The organism is Achromobacter sp. ISS7 (genome assembly GCF_056523125.1).
Window position 1 is genome coordinate 2,057,271 of record NZ_JAWRZD010000001.1, and the last position, 24,697, is coordinate 2,081,967.

Here is a 24,697-nt window from a genome sequence, read left to right on the forward strand (position 1 = left end):
TTTATAGGCATGGGTCGCCGGCCGGACGGCCGGCGCCAAGGCTCAACGGCCCTGTTCTTTGCGCCAGGCGGCGAATTTGTCCTTGGTGCCCGGGTCGGTGGGCGGATACAGGCCCAGGATCGACGCGCCGGCCTGCACCTGGCTGGTGACGAAGTCCTCGAACGCGGTCATCTCCACGGCTTCGGCCGCGATCTCGTCGGCCAGGTGCGCGGGGATCACCACCACGCCCTCGCGGTCGCCCACCACGATGTCGCCCGGGAACACGGCCACGTCGCCGCAGCCGATGGGCGCGTTGATGTCCAGCGCCTGGTGCAGCGTCAGGTTGGTCGGCGCGGACGGACGGTTGTGGTACGCGGGATAGCCGAGCTCGGCGATCTCGGGCGAGTCGCGGAAACCGCCGTCGGTGACCACGCCGGCCACGCCGCGCTTCATCAGGCGGGTCACCAGGATCGAGCCGGCCGAGGCCGCGCGCGGATCCTTGCGGCTGTCCATCACCAGCACCGCGCCCGGCGGGCAGGTCTCGACCGCGGCGCGTTGCGGGTGGGCGCGGTCCTCGAACACCTTGATGGTGTTCAGGTCCTCGCGCGCCGGGATGTAGCGCAGCGTGAAGGCCGGGCCGACCATGTTGGGCAGCGTGGCGTTCAGCGGACGCACGTCCTGGATGAACTGGTTGCGCAGGCCGCGCTTGAACAAGGCGGTGCACAGCGTGGCGGTGCTGATGCCGGCCAGCTTGGCGCGGGTGGCGGGATTCATGTCGGACACGGAAAACTCCAGGATCTCTGTACGTGAAAATGAAAAGGTTGCCGGGCTCAGAAGATTTCCGGTTCCGGCACGGGCGCGCCGAAGCTGGTTTCGAGGAAGTCGAAGTCGCAGCCCTCGTCGGCCTGCAGGATGTGTTGCGAGTACATCCAGCCGTAGCCGCGCTCGTAGCGCTTGGGCGGCGGCGTCCAGGCGGCGCGGCGCGCGGCCAGTTCCTCGTCGCTGACGTTAAGGTGGATGCTGCGGGCCGGCACGTCGACGGTGATCAGGTCGCCGGTCTTGACCAGCGCCAGCGGGCCGCCGATGTAGGCCTCGGGCGCGGCGTGCAGGATGCAGGCGCCGTAGCTGGTGCCGCTCATGCGGGCGTCGGACAGGCGCAGCATGTCGCGCACGCCCTGCTTGACCAGCTTTGTGGGGATCGGCAGCATGCCCCATTCCGGCATGCCGGGGCCGCCCTGCGGGCCGGCGTTGCGCAGGATCATGATGTGGTCGGCGGTGACGTCCAGGTTCTCGTCGTCGACCGCGGCCTTCATGCTGGGATAGTCGTCGAACACCAGCGCCGGGCCGGTGTGCTGCAGGTATTGCGGCGCGCAGGCGCTGGGCTTGATGACGCAGCCGTCCGGCGCGATGTTGCCGCGCAGGACCGCCAGCGCGCCCTCGTCGTAGATGGCGGTGTCGAGCTTGCGGATGACGTCGTCGTTGTAGACCTCGGCGCCGGCGATGTTCTCGCCCAGCGTCTTGCCGGTGACGGTCATGGCCGACAGGTCCAGGTGGCCTTCCAGGCGCGACATCAGCGCCGGCAGGCCGCCGGCGTAGAAGAAGTCTTCCATCAGATACTTGTCGCCGCTGGGCCGGATGTTGGCGATGACCGGCACCTTGCGGCTGGCGGCGTCGAAGTCGTCCAGGCCCACCGGGTGGCCGGCGCGGCGCGACATGGCCACCAGGTGGATGATGGCGTTGGTGGAGCAGCCCATGGCCATGGCCACGTTGATGGCGTTGTGGAACGAGGCCGGGCTCAGGATGCGCTGCGGCGTCAGGTCGTCCCACACCATCTCGACCACGCGGCGGCCGCATTCGGCCGACATGCGCATGTGGTTGACGTCGGCCGCCGGGATCGACGAGGCGCCCGGCAGCGTCATGCCGATGGCCTCGGCGATAGCGGTCATGGTGCTGGCCGTGCCCATGGTCATGCAGGTGCCGTAGCTGCGGGCAATGCCGCCTTCGACCTCGGTCCATTGTTCCTGCGTGATCTTGCCGGCGCGGCGCTCGTCCCACAGCTTCCAGGCATCCGAGCCGGAGCCCAGGATCTTGCCCTTCCAGTTGCCGCGCAGCATCGGGCCGGCGGGCACGTAGACACAGGGCAGCCCGGCGCTGATGGCGCCCATCAGCAGGCCCGGCGTGGTCTTGTCGCAGCCGCCCAGCAGCACGGCGCCATCCACCGGGTGGCTGCGCAGCAGTTCCTCGGCTTCCATCGCCAGCATGTTCCGGTACAGCATGGTGGTGGGCTTGACGAAGGATTCGGACACCGAGATCGCCGGCAGTTCCACCGGAAAGCCGCCGGCCTGGAACACGCCGCGCTTGACGTCCTCGACGCGCTGCTTGAAGTGACTGTGACAGGGGTTCAGGTCGGACCAGGTGTTGATGATGGCGATGATCGGGCGGCCGACCCAATCGTCGGGGCCGTAGCCCATCTGCATCATGCGGGAACGATGACCGAACGAACGCAGGTCGTCCTTGGCCATCCAGGCGGCGCTGCGCAGGCTTTCGTAAGTGCGTTTCATGGGGGAAGCGGATCCTGGGATGCGGTGAAATGAAAGAGAAGAAATCATTGACCGGACCATTTAAACACTAATACATTAGTGCGTCAGCTAGGTGAAAACCCGCTACACTCCGCTTCCACCCCCGACCGTTCCGACCCTTTACCTAACTTCGCTCCGATGCCCAGCCACAAGCTCCGACTGGACCGCTCGCGACACGCCGCGCCGCAGGTCTTCGAACATCTGCGCGAACAGATCATGTCCCTCGAACTGGCGCCCGGGGCGCCGCTGTCGCGCGTGACGCTGGCCGAAGCCTACGGCCTGAGCCAGACGCCGATCCGCGACGCGCTCATGAAGCTGGCCGAGGAAGCGCTGGTCGAGATCTATCCGCAGCACACCACCGTGGTCAGCCGCATCGACATCGCCGCGGCGCGCCAGGCGCACTTCCTGCGGCGGTCGATCGAGCTGGAAATCGTGCACGTATTGGCGCAGGCGCCCGATCCCCTGCTGGTCCAGCGGCTGCAGGCCAGCATCGACCGCCAGCGCGTCTGCCATGCCGCCGGCGAGTACCAGCAGTTCATGGAAGCCGACCAGGCCTTCCACCGTGACATGCACGGGGCCGCCGGCGTCACCGCGCTGTGGGACATGGAGCAGCGCTACAGCGGCCACGTCGACCGCCTGCGCCGCCTGCATCTGCCCGAGGCCGGCAAGGCCGAACGCATCATGGACGACCACCAGCGGGTGCTGGACGCCATCGCCGCGGGCGATGCGCCGCGCGCGCAACAGGCGCTGCGCGAACACCTTTCGGGCACGCTCAGCCAGGTGGCCGAGATCTGCAAGCGCTATCCGGACTACGTGCAGGCCGACTGAGCCCGGCCGCCGCCGCGGGCCTTCAGGCCTCGGCCCCTAGCGGCAGGTCGCCGCGCGATTCCAGCAGCAGGTAGTCGCCGTCCTCGCCCGTGCCGGCGCCCATCTCGACGAAACCGCAGGCCTGGTAGAACGCCAGCGCGGCGACGTTGCGCCGCAGGCACTTGAGCCGGTAGCGCGTCGCCGGCCAGCCGGGCAAGGCGCGCAGCAGCGCCCGCGCCACGCCCTGGCGCCGCCAGTCGCGGCCCACATACAGGTGATGGATGAAGCCGTCGGGCTGCCACAGCGACACGAAACCGGCCAGCTCATCGCCCGCGCCCAGCGCGACCCACAGCCGTTCGCCCTCGGTCTGCGCATCCAGGTCGGCTTCGCGCAGGCTGTCCGGCGCCAGCCAGGGATAGGCCTCGCGGCGCGTCGCCAGGAACAGCGCGCGCAATCCCGGCAGGTCGGCGGCGTCCGCCGCGCGTATCGTCAGCGCCACGCCTCACTCCAGCGCATAGCGCACGATGATGGTCTTGCCGCCCCGGTCGACGTGCACCAGCACGCCCTCGCCCGCCGCGTCCAGGCCGAGCAGGCCGCGCTCCTGGTCGGGCGACAGCTGGAACGGCCGCCAGGTGCGGCCCTGGTCGCGCGTGTGGAAATAGGTGCGGGTGTAGTCGTTGAACGAGAACAGGTGGTCGGCATAGGTCTGCACCACCCAGCCGTTGCGGCCGAACCAGGCCTGGCCGATCCAGGTGCGCTGGCCGCGCACCGCGGGCATGGCCGCCAGCTCGTGCCAGTTGCTGTCGGCCGGATCGAGCCGGTAGATGCGGTTGTCGGCCGTGGCGTACTCGGGCTGCCCCACCCGCGGCTGCGAGCGGGGGTCCTGCGGCGGCACCGCCGCCACGTCGTGGGTGATGCGGAAGGCGGGCGAAGCGCCGTCCTGGAACCGCACCTCGAAACGCCGGGTCTCGATGCGGCGCACCGTGCCGGCCGTGACGCGGTCGCGCCAGCTCCAGCCGACCGCGCGGTCGGCGGCCAGCGGGTAAAGCGACCAGCCGTACACCAGCTGGTCCGCCGTGGCGCGGACCTGGCCCAGATGCTCCTGGAACGCCTTGCCGTAGCTATCGGCGTCGGGCCAGACCTGCTCGCGCAAGGACAGCGCCGACCAGTGGCGCGCGCCGTCCTCGCTGACCAGCAGGCGTTCGTCGCCGGCGCCATTGCTGCCGTCGGTCAGCGCCATGGCCCGATCATCGGTCAGGAACACGGTGAACCGACGTGGCGCGCCCAGCTGCAAGTCAGGCGCGTAGCGCCAATTGGCGCCCTGGTCGTCGGAACGCCAGACGTCCCAGCCGGTGGACGAGCCGCCATCTCGGCCGCGGCGCTGGCTGCCGCCCACCAAGTAGATGGCCTGCCCCTGCGGCCCGCCGAGGAGCGTGACGCCGGTGTCGCCGCCAATCGAGCCGAGCAGCGCATAGCGGCCATTGTCGCGGCCGCCGTAGACCAGGTTGCGCACGTCGCGGGCCGTCGCGGCGGCCTGCAGCATGCCCTGCGCCGGATCGGCCGAGGCGGCCTCGGCGCGCGCGGCGCCGTCCGGCTGGCAGCAGTCCGAGGCGACGGGCCGCAATGCGTCCAGCACCGGCGCCTTGATCAGGCCGGCGATATCCTTGTCGCCGGCGATCAGTTGCCCGACCAGGAACTGATGGTCGCCGTAGCGGTACAGCCGCGTGCGCGAATAGCCGGCCAGCGGCGGGCCATCGAGCTCGCCGATGACTTCGCTGCGGGCCAGCGGCTCGCCTTCCGGCATGAGCTGGTAGAACCCGTAAGCCAGCACCCCGGTCACGGCGATGGCCGCCGCACCGGCGAGCACCCTGATATTCATCGTCGTCGCCTCTCCTCCGACCCCGGCCGGCGCCCCGTGGCGCGGCGTCCGCATCGCTTGTCGAACGGACGAGACTATACCCCCGCGCCGCGCTCGCCGCCGGGTTCCGGCCGTCACGAAATCTTTCTCTATACTGGGGTGACTCCATACCGATGTCCCACAGGGAAGGCCCCATGACAGCAAGGCAAGCGCAACTCACCCTCGTCCTGGCTGTGCTGGCGGGGCCTGCCTGGGCGCAGGCGGGCAGCGCGGAGCCGGCCACGCCGGCCGATACCTGCGCGGTGGTGACGGTGCGCGAGGGCGATCCGGTGCCGCCCGACGCCTGCGCCGTCAGCATCGTGCCGGCCACGCCGGATACCCGCGGCATCGTCTTCGGCGGCGGGCCGGCCTGGCAGCCGCTGGCGCCGCAATCCATGCCCGGCGTGTTCTACGACCGCGATTCGATCGTGCAGCTGACCGAGCGGCCGCTGGTGATGCTGGCGACGGTGGCGTGGTTCTACGCGCAACCGCGGGTCTCCGAGGCCAACGGCCAGCCCTATGGCTCGGTGACGCAACCGGTGACCATCAACTGCAGCAACAACACCTACACGATCACCGAAACCCAGCACTATGCCGGCCCGGACGCCACCGGCGAGCTGGTGGAGTCGCTGCCGGTGGCCGGGATTTCCAACGCGCCGGTGGCGCGCGACCCGGTGCAACGGCAACTGCGCAGCGTGATCTGCCCGGCCGGCAAGTCCTCGCGCAAATAGCGGCGGCGCGGCGCCGGCCTACCCGCGCCAGTAGCGGTACAGCCCACGCGCCGCGGCGTCCAGCAGGAAGCCCAGCGCGCCGATCAGCAGCACCATGGCCATCAGCTCCGAATAGGCCAGGCGGTCGCGGGTATCGAGGATGAAGTAGCCCATGCCGGCCGACACGCCCAGCATCTCGCACGGCACCAGCACGATCCAGAGGATGCCGATGGCCAGCCGCACGCCCGTCAGGATATGGCCGAGCACGCCCGGCAGAATCACGTGGCGCAGGGTCTCCCAGCGGGTCGCGGCCACGCTTTGCGCCAGCAGCAGCCAGCGCGCGTCCAGCTGCTGCACGCCGGCGGCGGTGTTCAGCACGATCGGCCAGACCGCGGCGAAGGCCAGCAGGAAATACACCGGGTCGTCACCGACGCCGAACACCATCACCGCGATCGGCATCCACGACAACGGCGAGATCATGCGCAGGAACTGCATCGCGGGCGACAGCGCCGCCTCCAGCCGCCGGTAGCTGCCGATGGCCAGGCCCAGCGGCACGCCGATCGCCAGCGCCAGCCCCAGGCCCACCGCCACCCGGCGCAGGCTCACCAGCACGTGCAGCGGCAAATCGGAGTCCGTCAGCAGTTGCCACAGGCTGGCAAAGGTGGCCCCCGGCGCGAAGCGCCTTGCCATGCCGCCGACGGGCGCCAGCACATCGGTGCCGAGCCACCACAGCGCCAGCAGCGCCGCCAGGCCGGCCAGGCCCAGCGCGCATCGCGCCGCCAGCCCGTGGCGCGGCGGCCGGGCGCGGGCCGGACCGGCGGCGGGCGCCACGGCGCGCGCGCCCGCCGCGGCGACAGACTCGCGCGCCGTCACGCCTGCACCGTCTCGGTCCGGGTGTAGGCGTCGGGAAAGCCGAAGCGCTGCAGGCCGCCCGCGGCCTCGATGGCGCGCTTGACGTAGCGGTCATCGACCAGCTCGGCCGCGGCGCGGGCGGGATCCAGCCCGGCCAGGAAGCCGCGATCGGCCTCGATCAGCGTGTCGCGCAGGCGTCGCACCAGTTCCTCGGTGTAGCTGGGGAACGGATACGGCTGGAAGTCGATGCGGCGTTCGTCCCAGTCGGCGTGGCGGATCGCGCCGCTGGCCAGGTACTGCTCGCGGTCCGATGCCGGCGGCGCCAGCACCTTGCTCAAGGCCGGCAGGCCATGCGGGGTGTAGCGGTTGATGCCTTCCTTGGACAGCAGCTTGGCGGTCTCCTCGCGGTTGTCGCGGATCCACAGCTGCGCCTGGACGATTGCGTCGACCACCTTCTGCGACCACTCGGGCCGCTGCTGCAGGTCGCGCTCGTGCATGAACACCACGCAGCAGGCGTGGTTGCGCCAGATGTCGCCGGTAAAGCGCAGCACCTTGCCCACGCCCAGCGTCTCGGCCACGGCGTTGAAGGGCTCGGCCACGATGTAGCCGGCGATGCGGTTCTGCGCCAGCGCCGGCGGCATGTCGGCCGGCGCCATCACCACCAGGTTGACCTCGTTGGCGGCCGGCGCGCCGTCCTTGCGCGACACCGGCGTCAGGCCGTTCTCGCGCAGCAGGTACTGCAGCATCACGTTGTGGATCGAATACCAGAACGGGATCGCCACGGTCTTGCCGCCCAGTTCCTTGACGCTATTGACGGCCGGCGCCACCGTCAGGCCGGAGCCGCCGACGTGGTTCCAGGCCACCACCTTGGCCGGCACCTGGCTGCCGAAGCGCGCCCACACCGTCATCGGCGACAGCAGGTGCACCACGTTGACCTGGCCGGAAATGAAAGCCTCGATCACCTGAGCCCAGCTGCGCAGCAGCGTCGGCTTTTCGGCCTTGACGCCGGCTTTGTCGAACAGGCCGTTGTTGTGCGCCACCAGCAGCGGCGCCGCGTCGGTGATCGGCAGGTAGCCGATGCGCACCGGGGCGTCGGGCTCGCTCTGCGCCCGCGCATTGAAGGCCGCCAGCAGCGGCGCGGCGCCGCCCGCCGTCAAAAGGGCCGAGAGTTTCAACCAGTCGCGACGCGACATGTGTTCAAGGCACATCGATAGACTCCTTGGCGGCTTCGCCGCGTGCGACCCGCAGCGCGGCGCGCAGGCGGGTCAGGATTTCCAGGCGCAACGCGCCCATTTCCGGCAACAGGTCGGCGCGCGGCTGCGGCAGGTCCACCGGCCACACGCCCAGGATGCGTCCCGGTGCGCCGCCCAGCAGCACGATGCGGTCCGCCAGCAGCAGCGCTTCGTCGATATCGTGGGTGATGAGGACGGCGGCGGTATGGAAGTCGGCCACCACCTTGCGCAGCAGCGCCTGCATTTCGCCGCGCGTGACTTCGTCGAGCGCGCCGAACGGCTCGTCCAGCAGCAGCACCGCCGGCTGGCGCGCCAGGCAACGCGCCAATGCGGTGCGCTGCGCCATGCCGCCGGACAGTTGCGCCGGCCGCAGCTGGCGCGCGTGCGACAGGCCGACCTCGTCGATGGCCTGGTCGATGCGCAACCGGCGCTCGGCGGCAGTCAGCCTGGGCTGGTGGGTGAAATCCAGGCCGAAGGCCACGTTGCGTTCCAGCGACAGCCACGGCAGCAGGCCGGGATCCTGGAACGCCACCGCCACGCGCGGATGCACGCCGGTCAGCGGCGCGCCTTCCATCAGCAGCGTGCCGGCGCTGGCCGGCTGCAACCCGGCCAGCACCCGCAGCAGGCTCGACTTGCCAGCGCCGCTGGCGCCCAGCACCGCCACCACCTCGCCACGGTCCAGCACCAGGTCCACGTCCTGGAACACATCGGCCGGCGCCTGCGCGTAGCGCAGCGCCAGGCCATGCGCCTGCAAGACCGGCCGAGGCGGCGCGCTCATGCGGCGGCCTCCGCCGCCAGCCGCGCCTGGCGCTTGGCCAGCTCGGTCTTGAGCTGCACCAGGCTGGGGGTGACGATCGGCAGAAACGCCGACTCGCGCCAACGCCGCGCGAAGCCGTCGCCGGCAGGTCGCAGGTAGGCCGCGCCGCCGCTGGCCTGCAATTCCAGTTGCACCGCCTGGCTGGCGATCTCGGCCAGCGCGATCCGGTGCTCGAACAGCAGCCAGGGTTCGGCGACGAAACGCGCGCTGCGCACGCCGCCGACCAGGCCGGCGGTGGCATCGTCGAGTTGCCGCGCCAGCGCCTGCAAGGGCTCGGCCAGGATGCCGCGCGAGGCCTGCCCCTGCCCGGCTTCGCCCGCGGCGCGCAACGCCCGTCGCGCCAGGCCGATGGACAGGCCGCATTGCAGCCCGGCGAAGGCCGGCCGCGCCTGCGGCAGATATTGGCGCGCATCCGGGTGGATCAGCCATTGCGGGTCGATACGCACGCCGCGCACGTCCAGCGCCGCGGTGTTGCTGGACTGCAGCGCCAGCAGGTCCAGGTCGGCGCTGCGCGTCAGGCCGTCGATATCATGCGGCAGGGCCACCACCGCCGGGGTGCCGTCCGGGGCCGAGACGGCCGCGGCCACCAGGAAGCCCTGCTTGCGCAGGTTCGTCACCCACGGCATGCGGCCGTCCAGCAGCCAATCGGCGCCATCCTGGCGCGCGCCGATTTGCAGCGACTCGATGCCGCTGAGGAATTTCATGGCGTTCGACAGCGCGGTGGCGCCAGCCACCTCGCCCGCCAGCAAGGGCGCCAGCCAGACCTGCGACAAGGCCGTGTTGGGGCTGCGCAGCAGGTATTCGATGAAGACGCGCTGGCCCCAGGCCACGAAGGCCGCGGCCACGGAATGCTCGGCCACCCGCGACACGGCCTCGATGGCGTCGCCGATGTCGGTGCCCGGCGTGCCGCCCTGCGCGGCCGGCACACCCAGGCGGAAGACGCCCGCCGCGGCCAATCGCGGCAGGACCTCGGCGGCGTCGTGGCTGCCGTCGTCCAGCGCGCCGGCATGGGCGTCGAGCCAGGTGATCAATCCGGGCGTCAGGCGCGGGTCCGGTTGCCCCGCCGTCATTGCGCGCCGCTCCAGGCGTAGGCGCCCAGTTGCTCGTTCAGCGGCGTCTGCGCCAGGTTGTTGCCGAAATTGCAGATGGTCGCCAGCCCGACGCCGACGATCACCTCCAGCGCGTTGCCGTCGCTGTAGCCGGCCTCGCGCAGCGCCTGCAGTTCGGCGTCGCTGACGCGGCCACGGCTGCGGATCACGGCTTCGGTGAAGGCGGCCAGCGCCTGCAGGCGCGCGTCGGGCAGCGTGCCCTGGGCGCGCAGCGCATCCACCACCTCGGGCGACAGCTTGGCCTTGTTGCGCGCCAGCGCGGTATGGCCGGCCACGCAGAAGGTGCAGCCGTGGCGGGTGCCGGCCACCAGTTGCACCACCTCGCGTTCCTGCAGCGTCAGCCCGGCGCGGGCATTGATCTGCGACAGCGTCTGGTAGGCCTCGAGCGCGACCGGCGCATTGGCCAGCACGCCCAGCAGGTTGGACAGGTAGCCGGCGCTTTGTTCGGCGGCCGCCAGGGCGGCGCGGGTGGGTTCGGGAGCGCTCTGCGCGGTGTGGACGGGCAAACGGGCCATGAAGGTCTCCAGAAGACGATCAACGAAAACTCGATTGTGCGGGCGCCCGGCCCCGCGCGACAATGCACGGGGATCGCAAGCTGATGCTCGATCTTATCGACTTTCAGCTATGCGCTTATAACCAAGGCGCCCCGCGTATCATCGCGCCAAACTGATCCGGTCGTGCCGCCATACCAGCGCGGCCCGCCCCCTGCCGAACCGCCTTTGCCATGCCGCCCTCGCCCGCCCCGAACGCCGATCAAGCCGCCGTCGACGCCCTGCTGCTGTCGAGCCTGGAGGTGCAATCCAGCTTGTATCACCTGGGACAGTATTGCGGCAATTGGTCGGCCAGCACCAGCGGCCGCGCCCGCGCCAGTTTCCACCTGATCCTGCACGGCCGCTGCCACGTCGACCTGGGGCCGGGCCAGGCGCCGCTGACCCTGGCGGCCGGCGACGGCGTGTTCTTCCTGCGCGACCTGCCGCACACGCTGACGCCGCTGGACGCGCCCGCGCCGGCCGCGCCGGTGTGCCAGGAAATGCGCCCGCTGCTGCCGCGCCAGGCCGACGGCACCGGACTGGCCTGCGGCTTCTTCCAGTTCCGCCCGGGCCTGGCCGACCTGGTGGCCGAGACCCTGCCCGACGTGCTGGTGCTGCGCGCCGACGACGCCCGCTACGCCAGCGCGCGCGGCGTGTTCGACCTGATCCTGGGCGAGACCGCGCGCGACGGCGGCGCCTCCGAGGTGGTGCTGGAACGGCTCACCGACATGCTGATCTTCTTCATGCTGCGCCACCTGGCGATCCACGACCGCCAGGCCCATGGCCTGTTCGTGCTGGCGCGTGATCCGGCGATGGCGGGATTGCTGCAGGCGATCCTGGCGCGGCCGGCGGATCCCTGGAGCATGGACGACATGGCGCGCCACGTGCACATGTCCAAGGCCACCTTCCACCGCCGCTTCACGCTGCAAAGCGGCACCACGCCGGCGCAATTGCTGCAACTGCTGCGCATGCGCGTGGCGCGGCGCCTGCTGGCGCGGGGCGCCGCCATCGCCGATGCCGCCGAACGGGTCGGTTATCGCTCGCAGGCGGCCTTCAGCCGGGTGTTCCAGCGCACCGAGGGCGTGGCGCCCTCGGCCTGGCGACGCGGCGGCGCCTGAGTCGACCGCGCCTCAGGACAAACCCAGCAACAGCTCGGCCAGCAGTTGCGGATGGGTGATGTGGGCTTCGTGCGGGGCGGCGATGTCGACCCAGTTCCAGCCCGGCTGCGACTTCACCAACTGGCGCGACGCTTCCAGCACCGGCAGCTCGGGCTGGGTGCAATGGATGTAAGTGCGCGGCCGGCCGTTGCCGATCGGGTGCTTGAGCGTCAGCGGCGTGGTGTAGCTGGCCAGCGGGTGCGGCGTCAGGCGACGCTTGACCCAGGCCTCGTCGGCGCTGCCGGGCTTGAAGCCCCAGGCCGCGGGCAGCGGGTCCGGGATCGGCACGGCCAGGCCATTGGTGGCCTTGGACGCGGCCGCGATGCGGGCCTCGGCATCGGCCTTGGGGTACACCGAGAACGCATCCTGGCCGCTTTGCAGCACGATCGAATCGAAATACACCAGGTGCGCCAGCCGCTCCGGGATGCGGTCGGCCACGCCCGAGATCGGGATGCCGCCGAAGCTGTGCCCCACCAGGATCACCTCGTTCAGTTCTTCGCTCTGGATGACCTGGACCAGGTCCTCGACGAAGGTGTCGATAGTGATGCCGGGGTGCAGCAGGTGCGCGCGGTCGCCCATGCCGGTGAAGCTGGGCGCGAACACGCGGTGGCCGGCGGCCTGCAGCCGGTCGGCCACCGGCCGCCAGCACCAGCCGCCGTGCCACGAGCCGTGCGCCAGCACGTAGGTCTTGGCGCGGCCCGCGGCCGGCTTGGCCGCGATGGCGGGCGCCGCCGCCAGGGCGGGCAGCCCGGCGGCCAGTTGCAGCAAAGTCCTGCGGGAAATCATGCTCATGCCACTCACACCTGCGCCAGGGCCTGGTCCAGATCGGCCAGCAGATCGTCGATGTGCTCGATGCCGATCGACAGACGCACGGTTTCCTCGCGCACGCCGGCCTTCTGCAGCTCTTCGGGATTGAGCTGGCGGTGGGTGGTGGACGCCGGGTGCGTGGCCAGCGACTTGGCGTCGCCGATGTTGACCAGGCGCGTGAACAGCTGCAGCGCGTCCTGGAAGCGCGCGCCGGCTTCGCGGCCGCCCTTCACGCCGAACGTGAACAGGCCGGGCGCCTTGCCGCCCAGGTACTTGCGCACCAGCGCGTGGTCGGGGTGATCCGGCAGGCCGGCGTAGTTGACCCACTCGACCTTGGGATGCTCGCGCAGGTAGCTGGCCACCTTGACCGCGTTCTCGACGATGCGGTCGACCCGCAGCGCCAGCGTCTCGATGCCCTGCAGGATCTGGAACGAATTGAACGGCGAGATCGCCGCGCCGGTGTTGCGCAGCGGCACCACGCGGGCGCGGCCGATGTAGGCGGCCGGGCCGAAGGCTTCGGTGTAGACCACGCCGTGGTAGCTGACGTCGGGCTCGTTCAGGCGCTTGAAGCGGGCCTTGTGCTCGGCCCACGGGAACTTGCCCGAATCGATGATGGCGCCGCCCAGGCTGGTGCCGTGGCCGCCCAGGTACTTGGTCAGCGATTGCACCACGATGTCGGCGCCGTGCTCGATCGGACGCAGCAGGTACGGCGACGGCACGGTGTTGTCGACGATCAGCGGCAGGCCGTGGCGGTGGGCCAGCTCGGCCAGCGCGGCGATGTCGGTGATGTTGCCCAGCGGGTTGCCGACCGATTCGGCGAAGATGGCCTTGGTGCGCTCGTCGATCTGCGCCTCGAAGGCGGCCAGGTCGCTGGGGTTGGCGAAGCGCGTGGTGATGCCGTACTGCGGCAGCGTGTGGGCGAACAGGTTGTAGGTGCCGCCGTACAGCGTGCTGGACGAGACGATGTTGTCGCCCGCCTCGGCGATGGTCAGGATGGCGTAGGTCACCGCGGCCTGTCCCGAGGCCAGCGCCAGCGCGGCGATGCCGCCTTCCAGCGCCGCCACGCGCTGTTCCAGCACGTCGGTGGTCGGGTTCATGATGCGGGTGTAGATGTTGCCCGCCACCTTCAGGTCGAACAGGTCGGCGCCGTGCTGGGTGTCGTCAAAGGCGTAGGCCACGGTCTGGTAGATCGGCACGGCCACCGCGCGCGTGGTCGGGTCCGGCTTGTAGCCGCCGTGCACGGCGATGGTTTCCAGCCGCCACTCGGGCTTCTTCGCTTCGGTCATGATGTAGTGCTCCTCGAAATGCGTTATCGATGATGGGGTCAGGCGGCCAGCCCGCGCGTGGCGCGCAGGATGCGGTCGATGTCCCCGTGATTGTTATAGGCGCCGACGGACAGGCGCAGGTAACCATACTCCACGATGCTGGCCACCACCCCCTCGCGGGTCAGGTGCGCCAGCGCCGCGGCCGGATCCGGCACGCGCAATGCGGTGGTGGTGCTGCGCAACGCCTCGTCGGCTGGCGATACTACCTGCAGGCCCTGGGCGCGTAAACCGTCGCTCAGCGCCGTGGAGAGTTCCAGCACCCACGGTTCGATGCGGTCCGGCTGCGCCCATTCGATCAGGTCCAGCGCCCCGGCCCAGCCGGCGATGCCGGGATAGTTCAGGTTGCCCGTTTCCAGGCGGCGGGCATCGTCGGCATCGGCCACGCCCACCTGCCATTGCAGGCCGGACTTGTCCAGCGTGGTCACTTCCGACGGGCCGATGTGCGGCGGCTCCAGCGCCTGCAGCAGGCGCGGCGACACGTGCAGCAGGCCTACGCCGAGCGGCCCCAGGAAGCCTTTGTGCGCGCCGCTGGCGAAGGCGTCCACGCCCCACGCGTCCACCTGCGCGCGCAACAGCCCCGCGCCCTGGATGCCGTCGACCACCAGCCAGATGCCGCGCTCGGCGCAGCGTCGGCCCAGTTCGGCGATATCGGTGCGCAGGCCGGTGCCGTACTGCACCCACGACACCGCCACCAGCCGCGTGCGCGCATCGACGTGCTGCCACAGGTCGTCGACCGTGTAGCGGTGCGCGCGCGCCGGCGCCACCCGCACCTGCACGCCGCGGCGGCGCAGATTGAGCCAGGGCAAGGCGTTGGTGGGATGTTCCTGGTCGTCGACCACGAGGTTGTCGCCGTCCTGCCAGGCCAGGCCCTGCGCCACGGTGTTCAGGCCTTCGGTGGTGTTCTTGGTGAAGGCCAGCCGGCGCGCGTCGCCGCCGATCAGCCGGGCCAGCCGCGTGCGCAAGGCGCCCGCGTCGCGCAGCCATTGCGGCTTGTCGCTGCGGGCATGCGTGATCCCATCGAAGAAGGCGGCCACGGCGTCGGCCACCTTGGGCGACAACGGGCTGGTGTAGGCGATATTGGCGTAGGCCTTGTCGCGGGTGATGGGAAACCACTGCCTGAATTCGTCCTGCCAGCTCATGCGCAAACCTTCTCGATGGTGCAACTTGGTATGGACGGATTCTAGGTATATGACGCGAATTTGGATAAGGCTAAGTTCTCATAACCATATGACGATACAGTCGCTCACGATTGCGATGCGCAGCCATAGAATTCATGCCTTTCTTGCATACATCGAATACGGGAACGGCATGCGGTTGATCTCTCTACTCAAGGCCGCCGGCGTGGCGGCGGCGCTCGCTTACGCTGGCGCATCCACGGCGGGCGTCACGGTCGACGCCATCAAGAAGCGCGGCGAACTGGTGTGCGGCGTGAGCCAGGGCTCGGCCGGCCTGTCGATCGCCGACAAGCAGGGCCGCTGGACCGGACTGGACGCCGACCTGTGCCGCGCGCTGGCGGCGGCGGTGCTGGGCGATCCGGAGAAGACCCGCTTCGTGCCGCTCAGTTCGCAACAGCGCTTCCCCGCCCTGCAAGGCGGCGAGATCGATGTGCTCAACCGCAACACCACCATCACCTCCAGCCGCGACGCGGGCCTGGGCATCGTGTCGGCCGGCATCGTGTTCTACGACGGCCAGGGCTTCCTGGTGCCGAAGAAGCTGGGCGTGAAAAGCGCCACCGAACTGGACGGCGCGCAGGTCTGCGTGCAGCCGGGCACCGTCAACGAACAGAACCTGGTCGACTACTTCAAGAAGCACAAGCTCACCTACCGCCCGGTGGTGATCGAGAACCTGGTCGAACTGGAACAGGCGTTCTACGCCGGCCGTTGCGACGTCTATCTGTCGGATGCCTCGACGCTGGCCGCCAGCCGCGCCGCGCGCGCCGCCAATCCGGACGACTTCGTCATCCTGCCCGAACGCATCAACAAGTCGCCGCTCGGCCCCTTCGTGCGCCAGGACGATCCGAACTGGACCGCGATCGTGCGCTGGACCGTGAATGCGCTGGTCGCCGCCGAGGAACTGGGCATCACCTCGAAGAACGTCGACGGCCAGGCGCAGAGCACCGATGCGCAGGTGCGCCGCCTGCTGGGCCTGGACCCCGGCATCGGCAAGGGTTTCGGGCTGGATGAAGGCTGGGCCCGCAACGTGATCAAGGCCGTCGGCAACTACGGCGAGGTCTGGGACCGCAACCTGGGCGCGGCCACGCCGCTCAAGCTCGACCGCGGCCTGAACCGGCAATGGAACCAGGGCGGCCTGCTGTACGCGCCGCCGTTCCAGTAAACCGGCACGCGCGTGACACACCGCCAGGCGGGCCGAGGGCCCGCCTGCGCCTTTTTCGGAAGCCGCCGGCGCGCCCGGCGTCCGCGAGGACAGACATGATCGCCATCTCCCCTTTGCCCTGGAGCACCGCCCTGCGGCGCTGGTGGCCCGCCGCCGCCTGGACGCTGGGGCTGGGCGCCCTGGCGGCGGTGCTGCTGTTGCACATCGAGGCCACGCAGGCGGCCCGCGGCATCCGCGGCGGCTTCGGCTTCCTGCTACAGCCGGCGGGCTTCCGCATTTCGGAAAGCCTGCTGCCGGTCACGCCCGACGATCCCTACTGGATGTCGATCGCCGCCGGCCTGGTCAACACCCTCACGGTGGCCCTGGTGGCGATTCCCGTGGCGACGCTGCTGGGCATCGGCCTGGGCCTGCTGCGGCTGTCGTCACGCCCGCTGGCCGCGCGCACCGCCGCCCTCGTCATCGCGCCCTTGCGCAACACCCCGGTGCTGCTGCAGTTGTTCGTCTGGTACGGCCTGTTGTTGCGCTTGCCGGATGCGCGCCAGGCGTGGTCGCCGCTGCCTTCGGTGCTGCTGTCCAACCGCGGCCTGGCGCTGCCGGCCTTGCACGGCTGGCTGCCTTACGCGCTGGTCGCGTTGGGCGCCCTGCTGCTCGGCTGGCGCCTGCGCCACCGCCTTGGGCGCGCGACGCCCTGGGTGGCGCTGGCGGTGGCCGCGCTGGCATGGACGCTGCTGCCCGGCATGAGCGTGGACCTGCCCGTCAGGCGCGGGCTCGGCCTGCAAGGCGGCTGGCAGCCCAGCATCGAATTCGCGGCGCTGGTGATCGGCCTGGTGGTGTTCCACGCCGCCTACATCGCCGACATCGTGCGCGCCGCGGTGCGGGCGGTGCCGGTGGGGCTGGTGGAAGCCGGCCAGGCCATGGCGCTGACGCCCTGGGGCGTGCTGCGCCACGTCGTCGCGCCGTATGCCGCGCGCGTCGCCCTGCCGCCCTATGCCAACCAGTGCCTGGCGCTGGTCAAGAACAGCACCCTGGCCATCGCCATCGGCTACCAGGAACTGATGGCCGTCATCAATACCGCCATCACCCAGACCGGGCTGGCGCTGGAAGGCATCACGCTGGCCGTGGCCGTCTACCTGGGGCTGGCCCTGGCGCTGGGCGGCGCGCTGTCGGCCTGGAACGCGCGCCACGCCCGCCACGGCCCCGGCGACAGCCACGGCGCGCGCCTGGGCGAGCGGCCCGCGCTGCGCCTGCTGGACCGCGACACGCGCGGCATCGGCGGCCGGCTGGGCTCGGCGCTGATGGTCTTGCTGCTGGCCGCCGCGGGCTGGGCATTGCTCGATTGGGCGCTGCTGCGCGCCGTCTGGAGCGGCAGCCCCGCCACCTGCGCCGCCGCGGCGGGCGCCTGCTGGGCCGCGGTGGGCGAGAACCTGCCGCTGCTGCTGTTCGGCGCCATGGCGCAGGCCGACCGCGCCCAGGCCCTGGTCGCCTGCGGCGTCCTGCTCGCCGGCGTGGCGGTGGCGCTGGGCCTGGGCCGGCTCGCCGCGCGGCCGCGCCTGGCATGGATCGCGCTGATGGCGGCCGTCACGGCGGCCGCGTTGGGCGGTTGGCCCTGGGGCGGCGGCGCCATCGGCCCGTTGCGCTGGGGCGGCCTGCTGGTCACGCTGATCCTGGCGATCTCGGCGCTGCTGGCCGCGTTGCCGCTGGCCTTTGGACTGGCGTTGCTGCGCCGTTCCGGCAGCCCCGGCGGATCCCTCGCGGCCGCGGCATTGATCGAGGCGGTGCGCGGCGTGCCGCTGGTGACACAATTGCTGTTCGCCTCGTTCGTGCTGCCGCTGCTGCTGGGCGGCGGCGTGTCCAAGTTCGGCATGGCGCTGGCGGCGTTGACGCTGCATACCGCCTGCCTGCTGGCGGAGGTGCTGCGCGGGGCATTGCAGGCGATTCCGCCCGGCCAGATGATGGCGGCGCGCGCGCTCGGCATGCGGCCGGCCGTGGCCTACTGGACGGTGATCTGGCCGCAGGCGCGCCGCATCGCCGCGCCGGCCGCGCTGGGCGTGTTCGTCGGCGCGGTCAAGGACACCTCGCTGGTCAGCATCATCGGCGTGTTCGACGTGCTGGGCGCGGCCAAGGCGGTGGTGGCGGGCACCGACTGGCGGCCGTACCACGTCGAGGTCTACCTGGCGGTGGCGCTGCTGTACTTCACGGCCAGCCTGGCGCTGTCGCGGGTCGCGCGGCGCATGGAAGGACCGGCGGCGGCCTGAGGCGCGCGCCGGGCTAGCCGCCTAGTGGCCGCGGGCGCCCAGGCGCTCCAGCCAGGCCGGACGCGGCGCGGCGTCCAGCCAGTTCTTCACGATCAGGCCCAGTTCGGTATCGCCCGAGATGCGCAGCCGGCGCTGGAAGAACAGCGTGTCGGCGTCGGTCTCGGCGCGCATCAGCGCCAGCAGGTCGGCGACCTTGGCGCCCAGTTCCAGCTCGCAGGCCTGGCCATTCCAGAGCGGGCGGAAGACGCCGCCGCGCACCATGAAGCTGCTGCGCACGCCCAGGTCCTCGATGGTGATGGCGAAGCTGCGGCCATCCAGTTCCGCGGGCGGGCTGAGCCAGTTCAGGCGCCGGGCCAGTTCCAGCCCGGCCACGAAGTGCAGCGACACCAGCGGCGCCGGCAGGCGTCGGCCCAGGCGCGCGACCAGCCCCGGCACGGTGAATCCGGCGCCGCTCATGGCGCCTCCTGCCAGGCGATGCCCGATTGCCCATGGAAGTAGCCGTTGCAGCGGCCGATGCCGGCGGGCGGCGCCACGGGCTCCTGGGCGCGGCCGCCGCGCGCGGCATCGAGCGCGGCGATGGCTTCCAGCGTGCCGGACGATTGCGGGCTGACGCGCAACACGTCGGCGCCCATCTGCGCCAGGTAGCCGGCCTGGTCCAGCAGGTCGAGACAGGCCGCCGACTGCACCTGGATGCCGTTGATCGCGAGGAATTCACGCGATTCGCGGGTGCGCATGTCCAGGCCGTCCGGATGCTCGATGCAGCGAAAGCCGCAGTCGTCCTTCTTCAAACGGAAATGGCGCGCCGTGAAGCAGCGCGCCGAGAACGCCAGGGCCATGCGGCCCCACACCATGATCTCGGCCTCCAGCCCCGCCGGCCGCTCGGCCAGCAACCGCGCCAGCGTGTTGACGTGCATTTCCAGCGGCGCCACGAAGCGCGTCGCGCCGCGCGAAGCCAGCCATTCCAGCGTGCCGCCATGGTAGGCGTTCATGTGCGGCCCGGCCACGAACGGCCGGCCGCCCAGGTGCCGCAGCGCGCCGGCCTCGCCGGCCTCGACCAGGAAGTCCGGCTGCTCGCACAGGCGCCGCAGCGCCGAGGCCTCGGCGCCGGTCTCGATCAGCGTGCGGCCGGACAGCACCACTTCCTTGCCCGTGGCCGCGAGGTCGCGCGCCAGGTCGAGCCAGTCGTCGGCGCGCAGTTCGTGGCGCCGGCTACAGACGGTTTCGCCGAGGTAGAGGATGTCGGCCGGGCTGTCGGCCAGTTCCGCGTAGAACGCCAGCGTGTGCTGGCGCGGCCAGTAATACAGCAGCGGTCCGACCGAGATGCGGAAAGCCTTGGGTTTCATTTCCATGGACGTTCAAATGCGCCTTGCGTGACTTGGGAGCCCTCGGCATGGCGCGCCAGCGTGGCGTTCCATTCGGGACGGGGGGAATAGCGGTTGGGGTCGAGGTGGGCGCTGTCCAGCGCGGCGCGCAGCGTGGACACCACCTGCGTCACGTAGGCCGGGCTGCGCTGGCGCCCTTCTATCTTGATCGCCGACACACCCATCTCGGCCAGCTTGGGCAGCAGGCCGATGGCGTTCAGGCTGGTGGGTTCCTCCAGCGCGTGGTCGGCGACGCCCTCGACCTCGAAGCGGCCCTTGCACAGCGTCGGATAGGCGGCGGCCTCGCCCGGCGCATAGCGGTCGATCAGGATGCCGTTCAGGCGCGCGTCCAGGCGGCCGTCTTCCTCGACCCAGCGCACCGCGCTGGCCGGCGAACAGACGCCCTTGTTGTTGGGCGAGTCGCCGGTGGCGTACGACGACAGCAGGCAGCGGCCCTCGGCCATGACGCACAGGCTGCCGAAGCCGAACACCTCGACCTCGACGCTGACGTTGGCGCAGATGCGGGCGATCTCGGCCAGCGTCAGCACGCGCGGCAACACCACGCGGCGGATGCCGAATTGCTCCTTCATCAGTTCGATGGCGTCGGTGTGGGTGGCCGAGCCCTGCACCGACAGGTGCAGGCGCAGGTCGGGATAGCGGTCGCGCGCATAGCCCAGCAGGCCGGCATCGGCCATGATGACCGCATCGGCGCCCAGCGCATGCGCGGCATCGACCGCCTCGCGCCATTCGTGGCCGCGGCCCGCCTGCACGAAGGTGTTGATGGCGAACAGCACCTGGCGGTTCCTGCTGTGCGCCAGCTCGACGCCAGCGCGGATGTCGCTTTCGGTGAAATTGAGCCCGGCGAAGTTGCGGGCGTTGGTGGCGTTCTTCAGGCCCAGGTAGACGGTGTCGGCGCCTGCCTCGATCGCCGCCTTCAGCGCGGCCAGGCTGCCTGCCGGCGCCACGAGCTCTAGGGGGGAGGTTCGGGTTTGCATGCCGGCCAGTCTAGGGGCCGGCGCGGCGCGGGGCCTTGTCGCAGATCAAACCCCGCGGCGGCGGCGGCGCCGGCGCGCGCTGTCAGACCGGATCGTCGCCGTGCAGGCCGTGTTCGACGGCGTAGACGGCCACCTGCACGCGGCTGGTCAGGTTGAGTTTCTTCAGCACGTTCTGCACGTGGATCTTGACCGTGCTTTCGCTGACGTCGAGCTCGCGCGCGATGACCTTGTTGCTGGCGCCGCGCGCCAGGCATTGCACGATCTGGCGTTCGCGCGCCGTAAGGCGATGGCGCTCGGCCTGCCCCGCCGGCGCCTGCGCCGCCAGGCTGGCCTGGCCGCGGAACTGCTCGACCAGCTTGGCCGTCATGCTTTCGGCGATCACCGGCTCGCCGCCGGCGGCGCGGCGGATGGCGGTGGTCAGCGCCTCGGCGTCGATGTTCTTGAGCAGGTAGCCGCGGGCGCCGTCGCGCAGCGCCTGGCCAAGCTCGTCGGCCTCTTCGGAGACCGTCAGGATGATGACCGCACAGGACGGCAGGTCCTGAGTCAGCAGCTGCAGCGTTTCCAGCCCCGACAGGCCCGGCATGTTCAGGTCCAGCAGCACCACGTCGGGCTTGAGTTCCTTGGCGCGCTTGAGGCCCTCGACGCCGTCGCCTGCCTCGGCCACGATCTCGAAATCGGGCTGGCGCTGCAGCAGCAGGCGCATCCCCGAGCGGAACAGGGTGTGGTCGTCGACGAGCAGGATACGGATGGGCATGGTCTTGATGGCTCAGGCGGCCTGGCGTTCAGCCCCGGGCAGGGTCAGCGCGATGCGCGTGCCGCCGCCGGGCCGGGACTTCATTGTAATCGTGGCATGCATGCGGGCGGCGCGTTCGCGCATGATGTGCAGGCCGATGTGGGCCTCGCCGCGCTCGGAGACCTCGTCCGGGTCGTAGCCCTGGCCATTGTCGGCGATCAGCAGGTTGAAATCGCGGTCGTTGCGCACCACGATGTCGACCCGGTCCGCCTCGGAATGCTTGCGCACGTTGGACAGCGCTTCCTGCAGGATGAACAGCACCTGCAACTGCTGCTCGGGCGCCAGCGGCGCGCCCACGCCCTGACTGAAGGCCAGGTCCGTGCGCATGCCAGTCTGGCGGCGGAAACGCTCGACCGTGTCCTGGATGGCGGTCTTCAGGTCGCCCTGGCCGAGCTTGTCGCGGAAATTGGTCAGCAGTTCGCGCACGTCCTTGTAGCTTTCGTCCACGCCGGTGCGCAGCAGCGGCAGGATCTCCTCGACCTCGGCCTGGTCGCCGCGCTTGACCGCGGCGTCCAGCAGCTGCAATTGCAGGTTCAGGAAATTCAGCCCCTGCGCCAGGCTGTCGTGCAACCCCTGCGCCACCAGGCCGCGCTCCTGCACCACCGCCAGCTGGCGCGCCTGGGCGCCCAGGCGGCGGTTGTCCAGCGCCACCCCCAGGTGCTGCCCCAGGGTCTCCAGCAGTTGCGATTCGGATGCGGCCAGCTTGCGCGGCTCGCGGAAATGCAGCGAATACGAGCCCAGCACCTCGTCGCGCGTGACGATGCGGAACACGGCCACGCTGGCGAAGCCGTCGCGCTGGCAGTTCAGGTCCGTCTGCGACGGCACCTGGCGCAGGTCCTGGATCACGATGACGCCGGCCTGGCGAGTGGCCACGCCGCAATAGCAGTCGTCGACCCGCATGCAGTGCTCGGACTCGACTAGTTCCTCGGACAGCCCCACCGACACCACCAGATTGAGCTTTTCGTTGTCGGGATCGAGCGCGCGGATGCTGCCGCCCTCGGCGTCGAACTGCAGCATCACGCGGCGCAGGAAGCCCTGGCACATCGCCTCGATGTCGTTGGGCTGGTTCAGGAACGCCGCCATGTCGTACAGCGCGCCGATGTCGCGGTTCTGCGCCGCCAGCTGCGCGGTCTTCTCGCCCACGCGCTGCTCCAGGCCGGCGTACAGACTCTGCAGCTCGTCGGCCATGCGGTTGAAGCCGCGCGACAGCACGCCGAATTCGTCCTCGCTCTCGACCGGCAGGCGGGTGCTGAACTCGCGCGCCGCCATGCGCTGCAGGCCGTCGCGCAGGCGCAGGACCGGCGCGATGATCCACAGGTACAGCAGGTAGATCATGGCCAGGGTGCCGGCGCTGGCGATGGCCGCCAGCACGCCCTGCGACAGCCGCAGCGAGGTGGTCTTGCCGGCGTTGTCCTGTTCGATCATGCGCACCAGCTCGTCGGCGCGGGCGACGAAATCGGGCAGCGTCTGCAGGTATTCCGCCGCGTCCTCGCGGGCGATGGCGCGCATCGCCGCCGGCCGCATGATGTCGCGCCAGTAGTCGGCCACGCCATGCCAATGCTGGCGGATGGTCGGGTCGTTGGGAATGAACAGCGGCCGCGCTGGGTTGCCGCGCTCCAGCCGGGCAATGGTGTCGTCCATCAGCCGCACCTGTTCCTCGGTGCGCACCTGGCGCCCGGCCTGCGGCCGCATCAGCTCGACCGCGACGCGGTTGGCGCGCATGCGCAGGCTGCCGGTGTCGTTGATGGCCGCGCCCGCCCCATCCAGCTGCCACGACAGCCACAGCGTCAGGCCGATCATGCCCAGCACCACGATCAGCGCCACCAGCGAACTGGCGACGATGCGCGTCGACAGCCGGTGGCGCGGCGACGGCAACGCCTGGGCGTCGGCTGAGGAATCGGGCATGGTCATCAGGAAAGGCTTGCGGGTGGACGGGCGAGACAGCGGGGCCGGGCACTGCCGCGCGCGGCGCGGCCTACCTAATCAAGTGTAGTCCTTTCGTTCAGCCCCGCCCCAACGCGCGGACGATGAAATCGGCCACCGCCGCCGGGTCGTTCAACGGCAGGCAGGGCAAGCCGGTGTCCAGCGCCGCGTCGGTCACGATGGCCAGGAAGCTGGCGTCCTCGGCATGCAGCGGCGCCTTGCCCAGCGCCGGACGGTAGACCTCGATGCGGGGGATGGCGGCCTGCTTGAAGCCTTCCACCAGCACCAGGTCGGCCGGCTCCAGGCGGGCCACCTGTTCCTGCAGCGACGGTTCGGGCGCCCCGCGCAGCTCGTGCACGATGGCGTAGCGGAACGGCGACGCCACCATCACCTCCTGCGCCCCGGCCTGGCGAAAGCGCGCGCTGTCCTTGCCGGGCGGCTCCATCTCGAAGTCGTGGTGGCTGCGCTTGATGACGCTGACCTTCAGGCCGCGCGCGCCCAGCAGGGGCAGCATGGCCTCGATCAGGGTGGTCTTGCCGCTGCCTGAGCGGCCGGCGATGCCGAAAACGGGGGTCATGCGGGCTCCGTGAACAAGGGACAGACAATGGGCAGGAATGCGTCCGCCCGCGCCGAGTATGCCAGCAAAGCGCCCGCCACCAGGTCGAAATACCAGCCGTGCAGGGTCAGGTCGCCGGCCTGCAGGCGCCGCTGCACGCACGGCAACGCCTCCAGGTTGCGCAGCGAGATCAGGATCGAGGCCTGCTCGCAGGCCCGCCGGCGCTCGGCCGCCGAGGCCGCCGGCATCTGGTTCAGCACCCGCTGGCGCGCCGGTTCGGCGATGTCCATCCAGCGGTTCAGGTAATCCGGCTCGCCGTCGGCGCGCGCCGGCCGTTCCATCAGCGCGCGGATGCCGCCGCACTGGGCATGGCCCAGCACGATGATGCGGCTGACCTTGAGCTGCTCGACCGCGAACTGGATCGCCGCCAGCACGCCGTGATGGCCCTGGTCACGGTCCGGCGGCGGCACCAGGTTGGCGACGTTGCGCACGGTGAAGATGTCGCCCGGATCGCAGCCCAGCAGCATGGCCGGATCGACGCGCGAATCGCAGCAGCCCACCAGCAGCGTGCTGGGGTGCTGGCCGTCGCGCAGGTTGCGGTAGAGGGACGGCGCCTCTTCGTAGTATTGGTGCTGGAAGCGTTGAAAGCCGTCCACCAGCCGTTCCAGGTCGCGCATGG

The 24,697-nt window shown here is 70.6% G+C and carries 24 protein-coding genes; 5 read left to right on the forward strand and 19 right to left on the reverse strand.

Features of this window, described 5'->3' with window-relative positions; genetic code table 11:
* Positions 1 to 42 precede the first annotated feature (42 nt).
* Both AC1HFW_RS09245 and araD read right to left on the reverse strand, forming a co-directional pair.
* Entirely contained in the window at positions 43 to 753 is a 711-nt protein-coding gene (locus tag AC1HFW_RS09245; RefSeq protein ID WP_006395212.1) for a ribonuclease activity regulator RraA, read from the reverse strand.
* Between the two features lie 56 nt (positions 754 to 809).
* Complete coding sequence (gene araD, locus AC1HFW_RS09250; RefSeq protein WP_116521947.1) at positions 810 to 2,540, reverse strand: L-arabinonate dehydratase; 1,731 nt, start codon at positions 2,538 to 2,540, stop codon at positions 810 to 812.
* 156 nt (positions 2,541 to 2,696) lie between these two features.
* On the opposite strand from araD, the gene AC1HFW_RS09255 reads away from it, so the two are divergent.
* Positions 2,697 to 3,386 carry a GntR family transcriptional regulator gene (locus AC1HFW_RS09255; protein WP_116521946.1) on the forward strand — a complete coding sequence of 230 codons (690 nt, stop codon included), beginning with the start codon at positions 2,697 to 2,699 and terminating at the stop codon, positions 3,384 to 3,386.
* 22 nt (positions 3,387 to 3,408) lie between these two features.
* Here AC1HFW_RS09255 and AC1HFW_RS09260 read toward each other — a convergent pair whose 3' ends face one another.
* Both AC1HFW_RS09260 and AC1HFW_RS09265 read right to left on the reverse strand, forming a co-directional pair.
* Positions 3,409 to 3,864 carry a GNAT family N-acetyltransferase gene (locus tag AC1HFW_RS09260; RefSeq protein WP_479282886.1) on the reverse strand — a complete coding sequence of 152 codons (456 nt, stop codon included), beginning with the start codon at positions 3,862 to 3,864 and terminating at the stop codon, positions 3,409 to 3,411.
* 3 nt (positions 3,865 to 3,867) lie between these two features.
* Positions 3,868 to 5,244, reverse strand: a complete 1,377-nt coding sequence (locus AC1HFW_RS09265; protein WP_241068617.1) for a hypothetical protein — start codon at positions 5,242 to 5,244, stop codon at positions 3,868 to 3,870.
* A gap of 173 nt (positions 5,245 to 5,417) precedes the next feature.
* On the opposite strand from AC1HFW_RS09265, the gene AC1HFW_RS09270 reads away from it, so the two are divergent.
* On the forward strand, positions 5,418 to 5,993 hold the full coding sequence (locus AC1HFW_RS09270; protein ID WP_241075371.1) for a surface-adhesin E family protein: 576 nt from the start codon (positions 5,418 to 5,420) through the stop codon (positions 5,991 to 5,993).
* 18 nt (positions 5,994 to 6,011) lie between these two features.
* On the opposite strand, the gene AC1HFW_RS09275 is transcribed toward AC1HFW_RS09270, so the two are convergent.
* Genes AC1HFW_RS09275 through AC1HFW_RS09295 form a run of 5 tightly spaced genes read right to left on the reverse strand, consistent with a single transcriptional unit; the run spans position 6,012 to position 10,497 of the window.
* A complete protein-coding gene (locus tag AC1HFW_RS09275; protein WP_479282889.1) occupies positions 6,012 to 6,845 on the reverse strand; it encodes an ABC transporter permease in 834 nt (277 codons plus the stop codon).
* Complete coding sequence (locus AC1HFW_RS09280; RefSeq protein WP_479282890.1) at positions 6,842 to 8,032, reverse strand: ABC transporter substrate-binding protein; 1,191 nt, start codon at positions 8,030 to 8,032, stop codon at positions 6,842 to 6,844. The genes AC1HFW_RS09275 and AC1HFW_RS09280 overlap by 4 nt, the downstream gene beginning before the upstream one ends.
* A complete protein-coding gene (locus AC1HFW_RS09285) occupies positions 8,022 to 8,834 on the reverse strand; it encodes an ABC transporter ATP-binding protein (protein WP_479282891.1) in 813 nt (270 codons plus the stop codon). Before AC1HFW_RS09285 ends, AC1HFW_RS09280 begins: the two co-directional genes overlap by 11 nt.
* Complete coding sequence (locus AC1HFW_RS09290) at positions 8,831 to 9,943, reverse strand: acyl-CoA dehydrogenase (RefSeq protein ID WP_479282893.1); 1,113 nt, start codon at positions 9,941 to 9,943, stop codon at positions 8,831 to 8,833. The genes AC1HFW_RS09285 and AC1HFW_RS09290 overlap by 4 nt, the downstream gene beginning before the upstream one ends.
* Positions 9,940 to 10,497: a carboxymuconolactone decarboxylase family protein gene (locus tag AC1HFW_RS09295; protein WP_479282895.1), complete on the reverse strand. Its 558-nt coding sequence runs from the start codon at positions 10,495 to 10,497 to the stop codon at positions 9,940 to 9,942. The genes AC1HFW_RS09290 and AC1HFW_RS09295 overlap by 4 nt, the downstream gene beginning before the upstream one ends.
* Before the next feature lie 209 nt (positions 10,498 to 10,706).
* On the opposite strand from AC1HFW_RS09295, the gene AC1HFW_RS09300 reads away from it, so the two are divergent.
* Positions 10,707 to 11,630, forward strand: a complete 924-nt coding sequence (locus AC1HFW_RS09300) for an AraC family transcriptional regulator (RefSeq protein ID WP_479282897.1) — start codon at positions 10,707 to 10,709, stop codon at positions 11,628 to 11,630.
* Between the two features lie 12 nt (positions 11,631 to 11,642).
* On the opposite strand, the gene AC1HFW_RS09305 is transcribed toward AC1HFW_RS09300, so the two are convergent.
* Genes AC1HFW_RS09305 through AC1HFW_RS09315 form a run of 3 tightly spaced genes read right to left on the reverse strand, consistent with a single transcriptional unit; the run spans position 11,643 to position 14,940 of the window.
* Positions 11,643 to 12,461 carry an alpha/beta fold hydrolase gene (locus tag AC1HFW_RS09305; protein WP_225856638.1) on the reverse strand — a complete coding sequence of 273 codons (819 nt, stop codon included), beginning with the start codon at positions 12,459 to 12,461 and terminating at the stop codon, positions 11,643 to 11,645.
* A gap of 5 nt (positions 12,462 to 12,466) precedes the next feature.
* Positions 12,467 to 13,762: an O-acetylhomoserine aminocarboxypropyltransferase/cysteine synthase family protein gene (locus AC1HFW_RS09310; protein ID WP_006395225.1), complete on the reverse strand. Its 1,296-nt coding sequence runs from the start codon at positions 13,760 to 13,762 to the stop codon at positions 12,467 to 12,469.
* A 38-nt stretch (positions 13,763 to 13,800) separates the two neighbouring features.
* Entirely contained in the window at positions 13,801 to 14,940 is a 1,140-nt protein-coding gene (locus tag AC1HFW_RS09315; protein ID WP_479282900.1) for an aminotransferase class V-fold PLP-dependent enzyme, read from the reverse strand.
* Positions 14,941 to 15,109: 169 nt separating this feature from the next.
* Here AC1HFW_RS09315 and AC1HFW_RS09320 point away from each other — a divergent pair, with 169 nt between their 5' ends.
* The gene (locus AC1HFW_RS09320) at positions 15,110 to 16,135 is read left to right on the forward strand and encodes an amino acid ABC transporter substrate-binding protein (RefSeq protein ID WP_479282901.1); all 1,026 of its coding nucleotides are present in this window, start codon (positions 15,110 to 15,112) and stop codon (positions 16,133 to 16,135) included.
* A gap of 95 nt (positions 16,136 to 16,230) precedes the next feature.
* The gene (locus AC1HFW_RS09325) at positions 16,231 to 18,390 is read left to right on the forward strand and encodes an ABC transporter permease subunit (RefSeq protein ID WP_479282903.1); all 2,160 of its coding nucleotides are present in this window, start codon (positions 16,231 to 16,233) and stop codon (positions 18,388 to 18,390) included.
* A gap of 21 nt (positions 18,391 to 18,411) precedes the next feature.
* On the opposite strand, the gene ubiT is transcribed toward AC1HFW_RS09325, so the two are convergent.
* The 7 genes from ubiT to AC1HFW_RS09360 all read right to left on the reverse strand — a co-directional run bounded on the left by ubiT (position 18,412) and on the right by AC1HFW_RS09360 (position 24,695).
* Positions 18,412 to 18,846: a ubiquinone anaerobic biosynthesis accessory factor UbiT gene (gene ubiT / locus AC1HFW_RS09330; protein WP_241075361.1), complete on the reverse strand. Its 435-nt coding sequence runs from the start codon at positions 18,844 to 18,846 to the stop codon at positions 18,412 to 18,414.
* On the reverse strand, positions 18,843 to 19,733 hold the full coding sequence (locus AC1HFW_RS09335) for a U32 family peptidase (protein ID WP_479286485.1): 891 nt from the start codon (positions 19,731 to 19,733) through the stop codon (positions 18,843 to 18,845). The genes ubiT and AC1HFW_RS09335 overlap by 4 nt, the downstream gene beginning before the upstream one ends.
* A complete protein-coding gene (gene ubiU, locus AC1HFW_RS09340) occupies positions 19,730 to 20,746 on the reverse strand; it encodes a ubiquinone anaerobic biosynthesis protein UbiU (RefSeq protein WP_104021480.1) in 1,017 nt (338 codons plus the stop codon). Before ubiU ends, AC1HFW_RS09335 begins: the two co-directional genes overlap by 4 nt.
* Positions 20,747 to 20,828: 82 nt before the next feature.
* Positions 20,829 to 21,500, reverse strand: coding sequence for a response regulator (locus AC1HFW_RS09345; protein ID WP_061071092.1), 672 nt, complete (start codon positions 21,498 to 21,500; stop codon positions 20,829 to 20,831).
* A 12-nt stretch (positions 21,501 to 21,512) separates the two neighbouring features.
* Positions 21,513 to 23,450, reverse strand: coding sequence for a type IV pili methyl-accepting chemotaxis transducer N-terminal domain-containing protein (locus AC1HFW_RS09350; RefSeq protein WP_479282907.1), 1,938 nt, complete (start codon positions 23,448 to 23,450; stop codon positions 21,513 to 21,515).
* Between the two features lie 91 nt (positions 23,451 to 23,541).
* Positions 23,542 to 24,039, reverse strand: coding sequence for a molybdopterin-guanine dinucleotide biosynthesis protein B (gene mobB / locus AC1HFW_RS09355; protein ID WP_479282909.1), 498 nt, complete (start codon positions 24,037 to 24,039; stop codon positions 23,542 to 23,544).
* Positions 24,036 to 24,695 carry a carbonic anhydrase gene (locus AC1HFW_RS09360; RefSeq protein ID WP_006395235.1) on the reverse strand — a complete coding sequence of 220 codons (660 nt, stop codon included), beginning with the start codon at positions 24,693 to 24,695 and terminating at the stop codon, positions 24,036 to 24,038. Before AC1HFW_RS09360 ends, mobB begins: the two co-directional genes overlap by 4 nt.
* Positions 24,696 to 24,697: the final 2 nt, after the last annotated feature.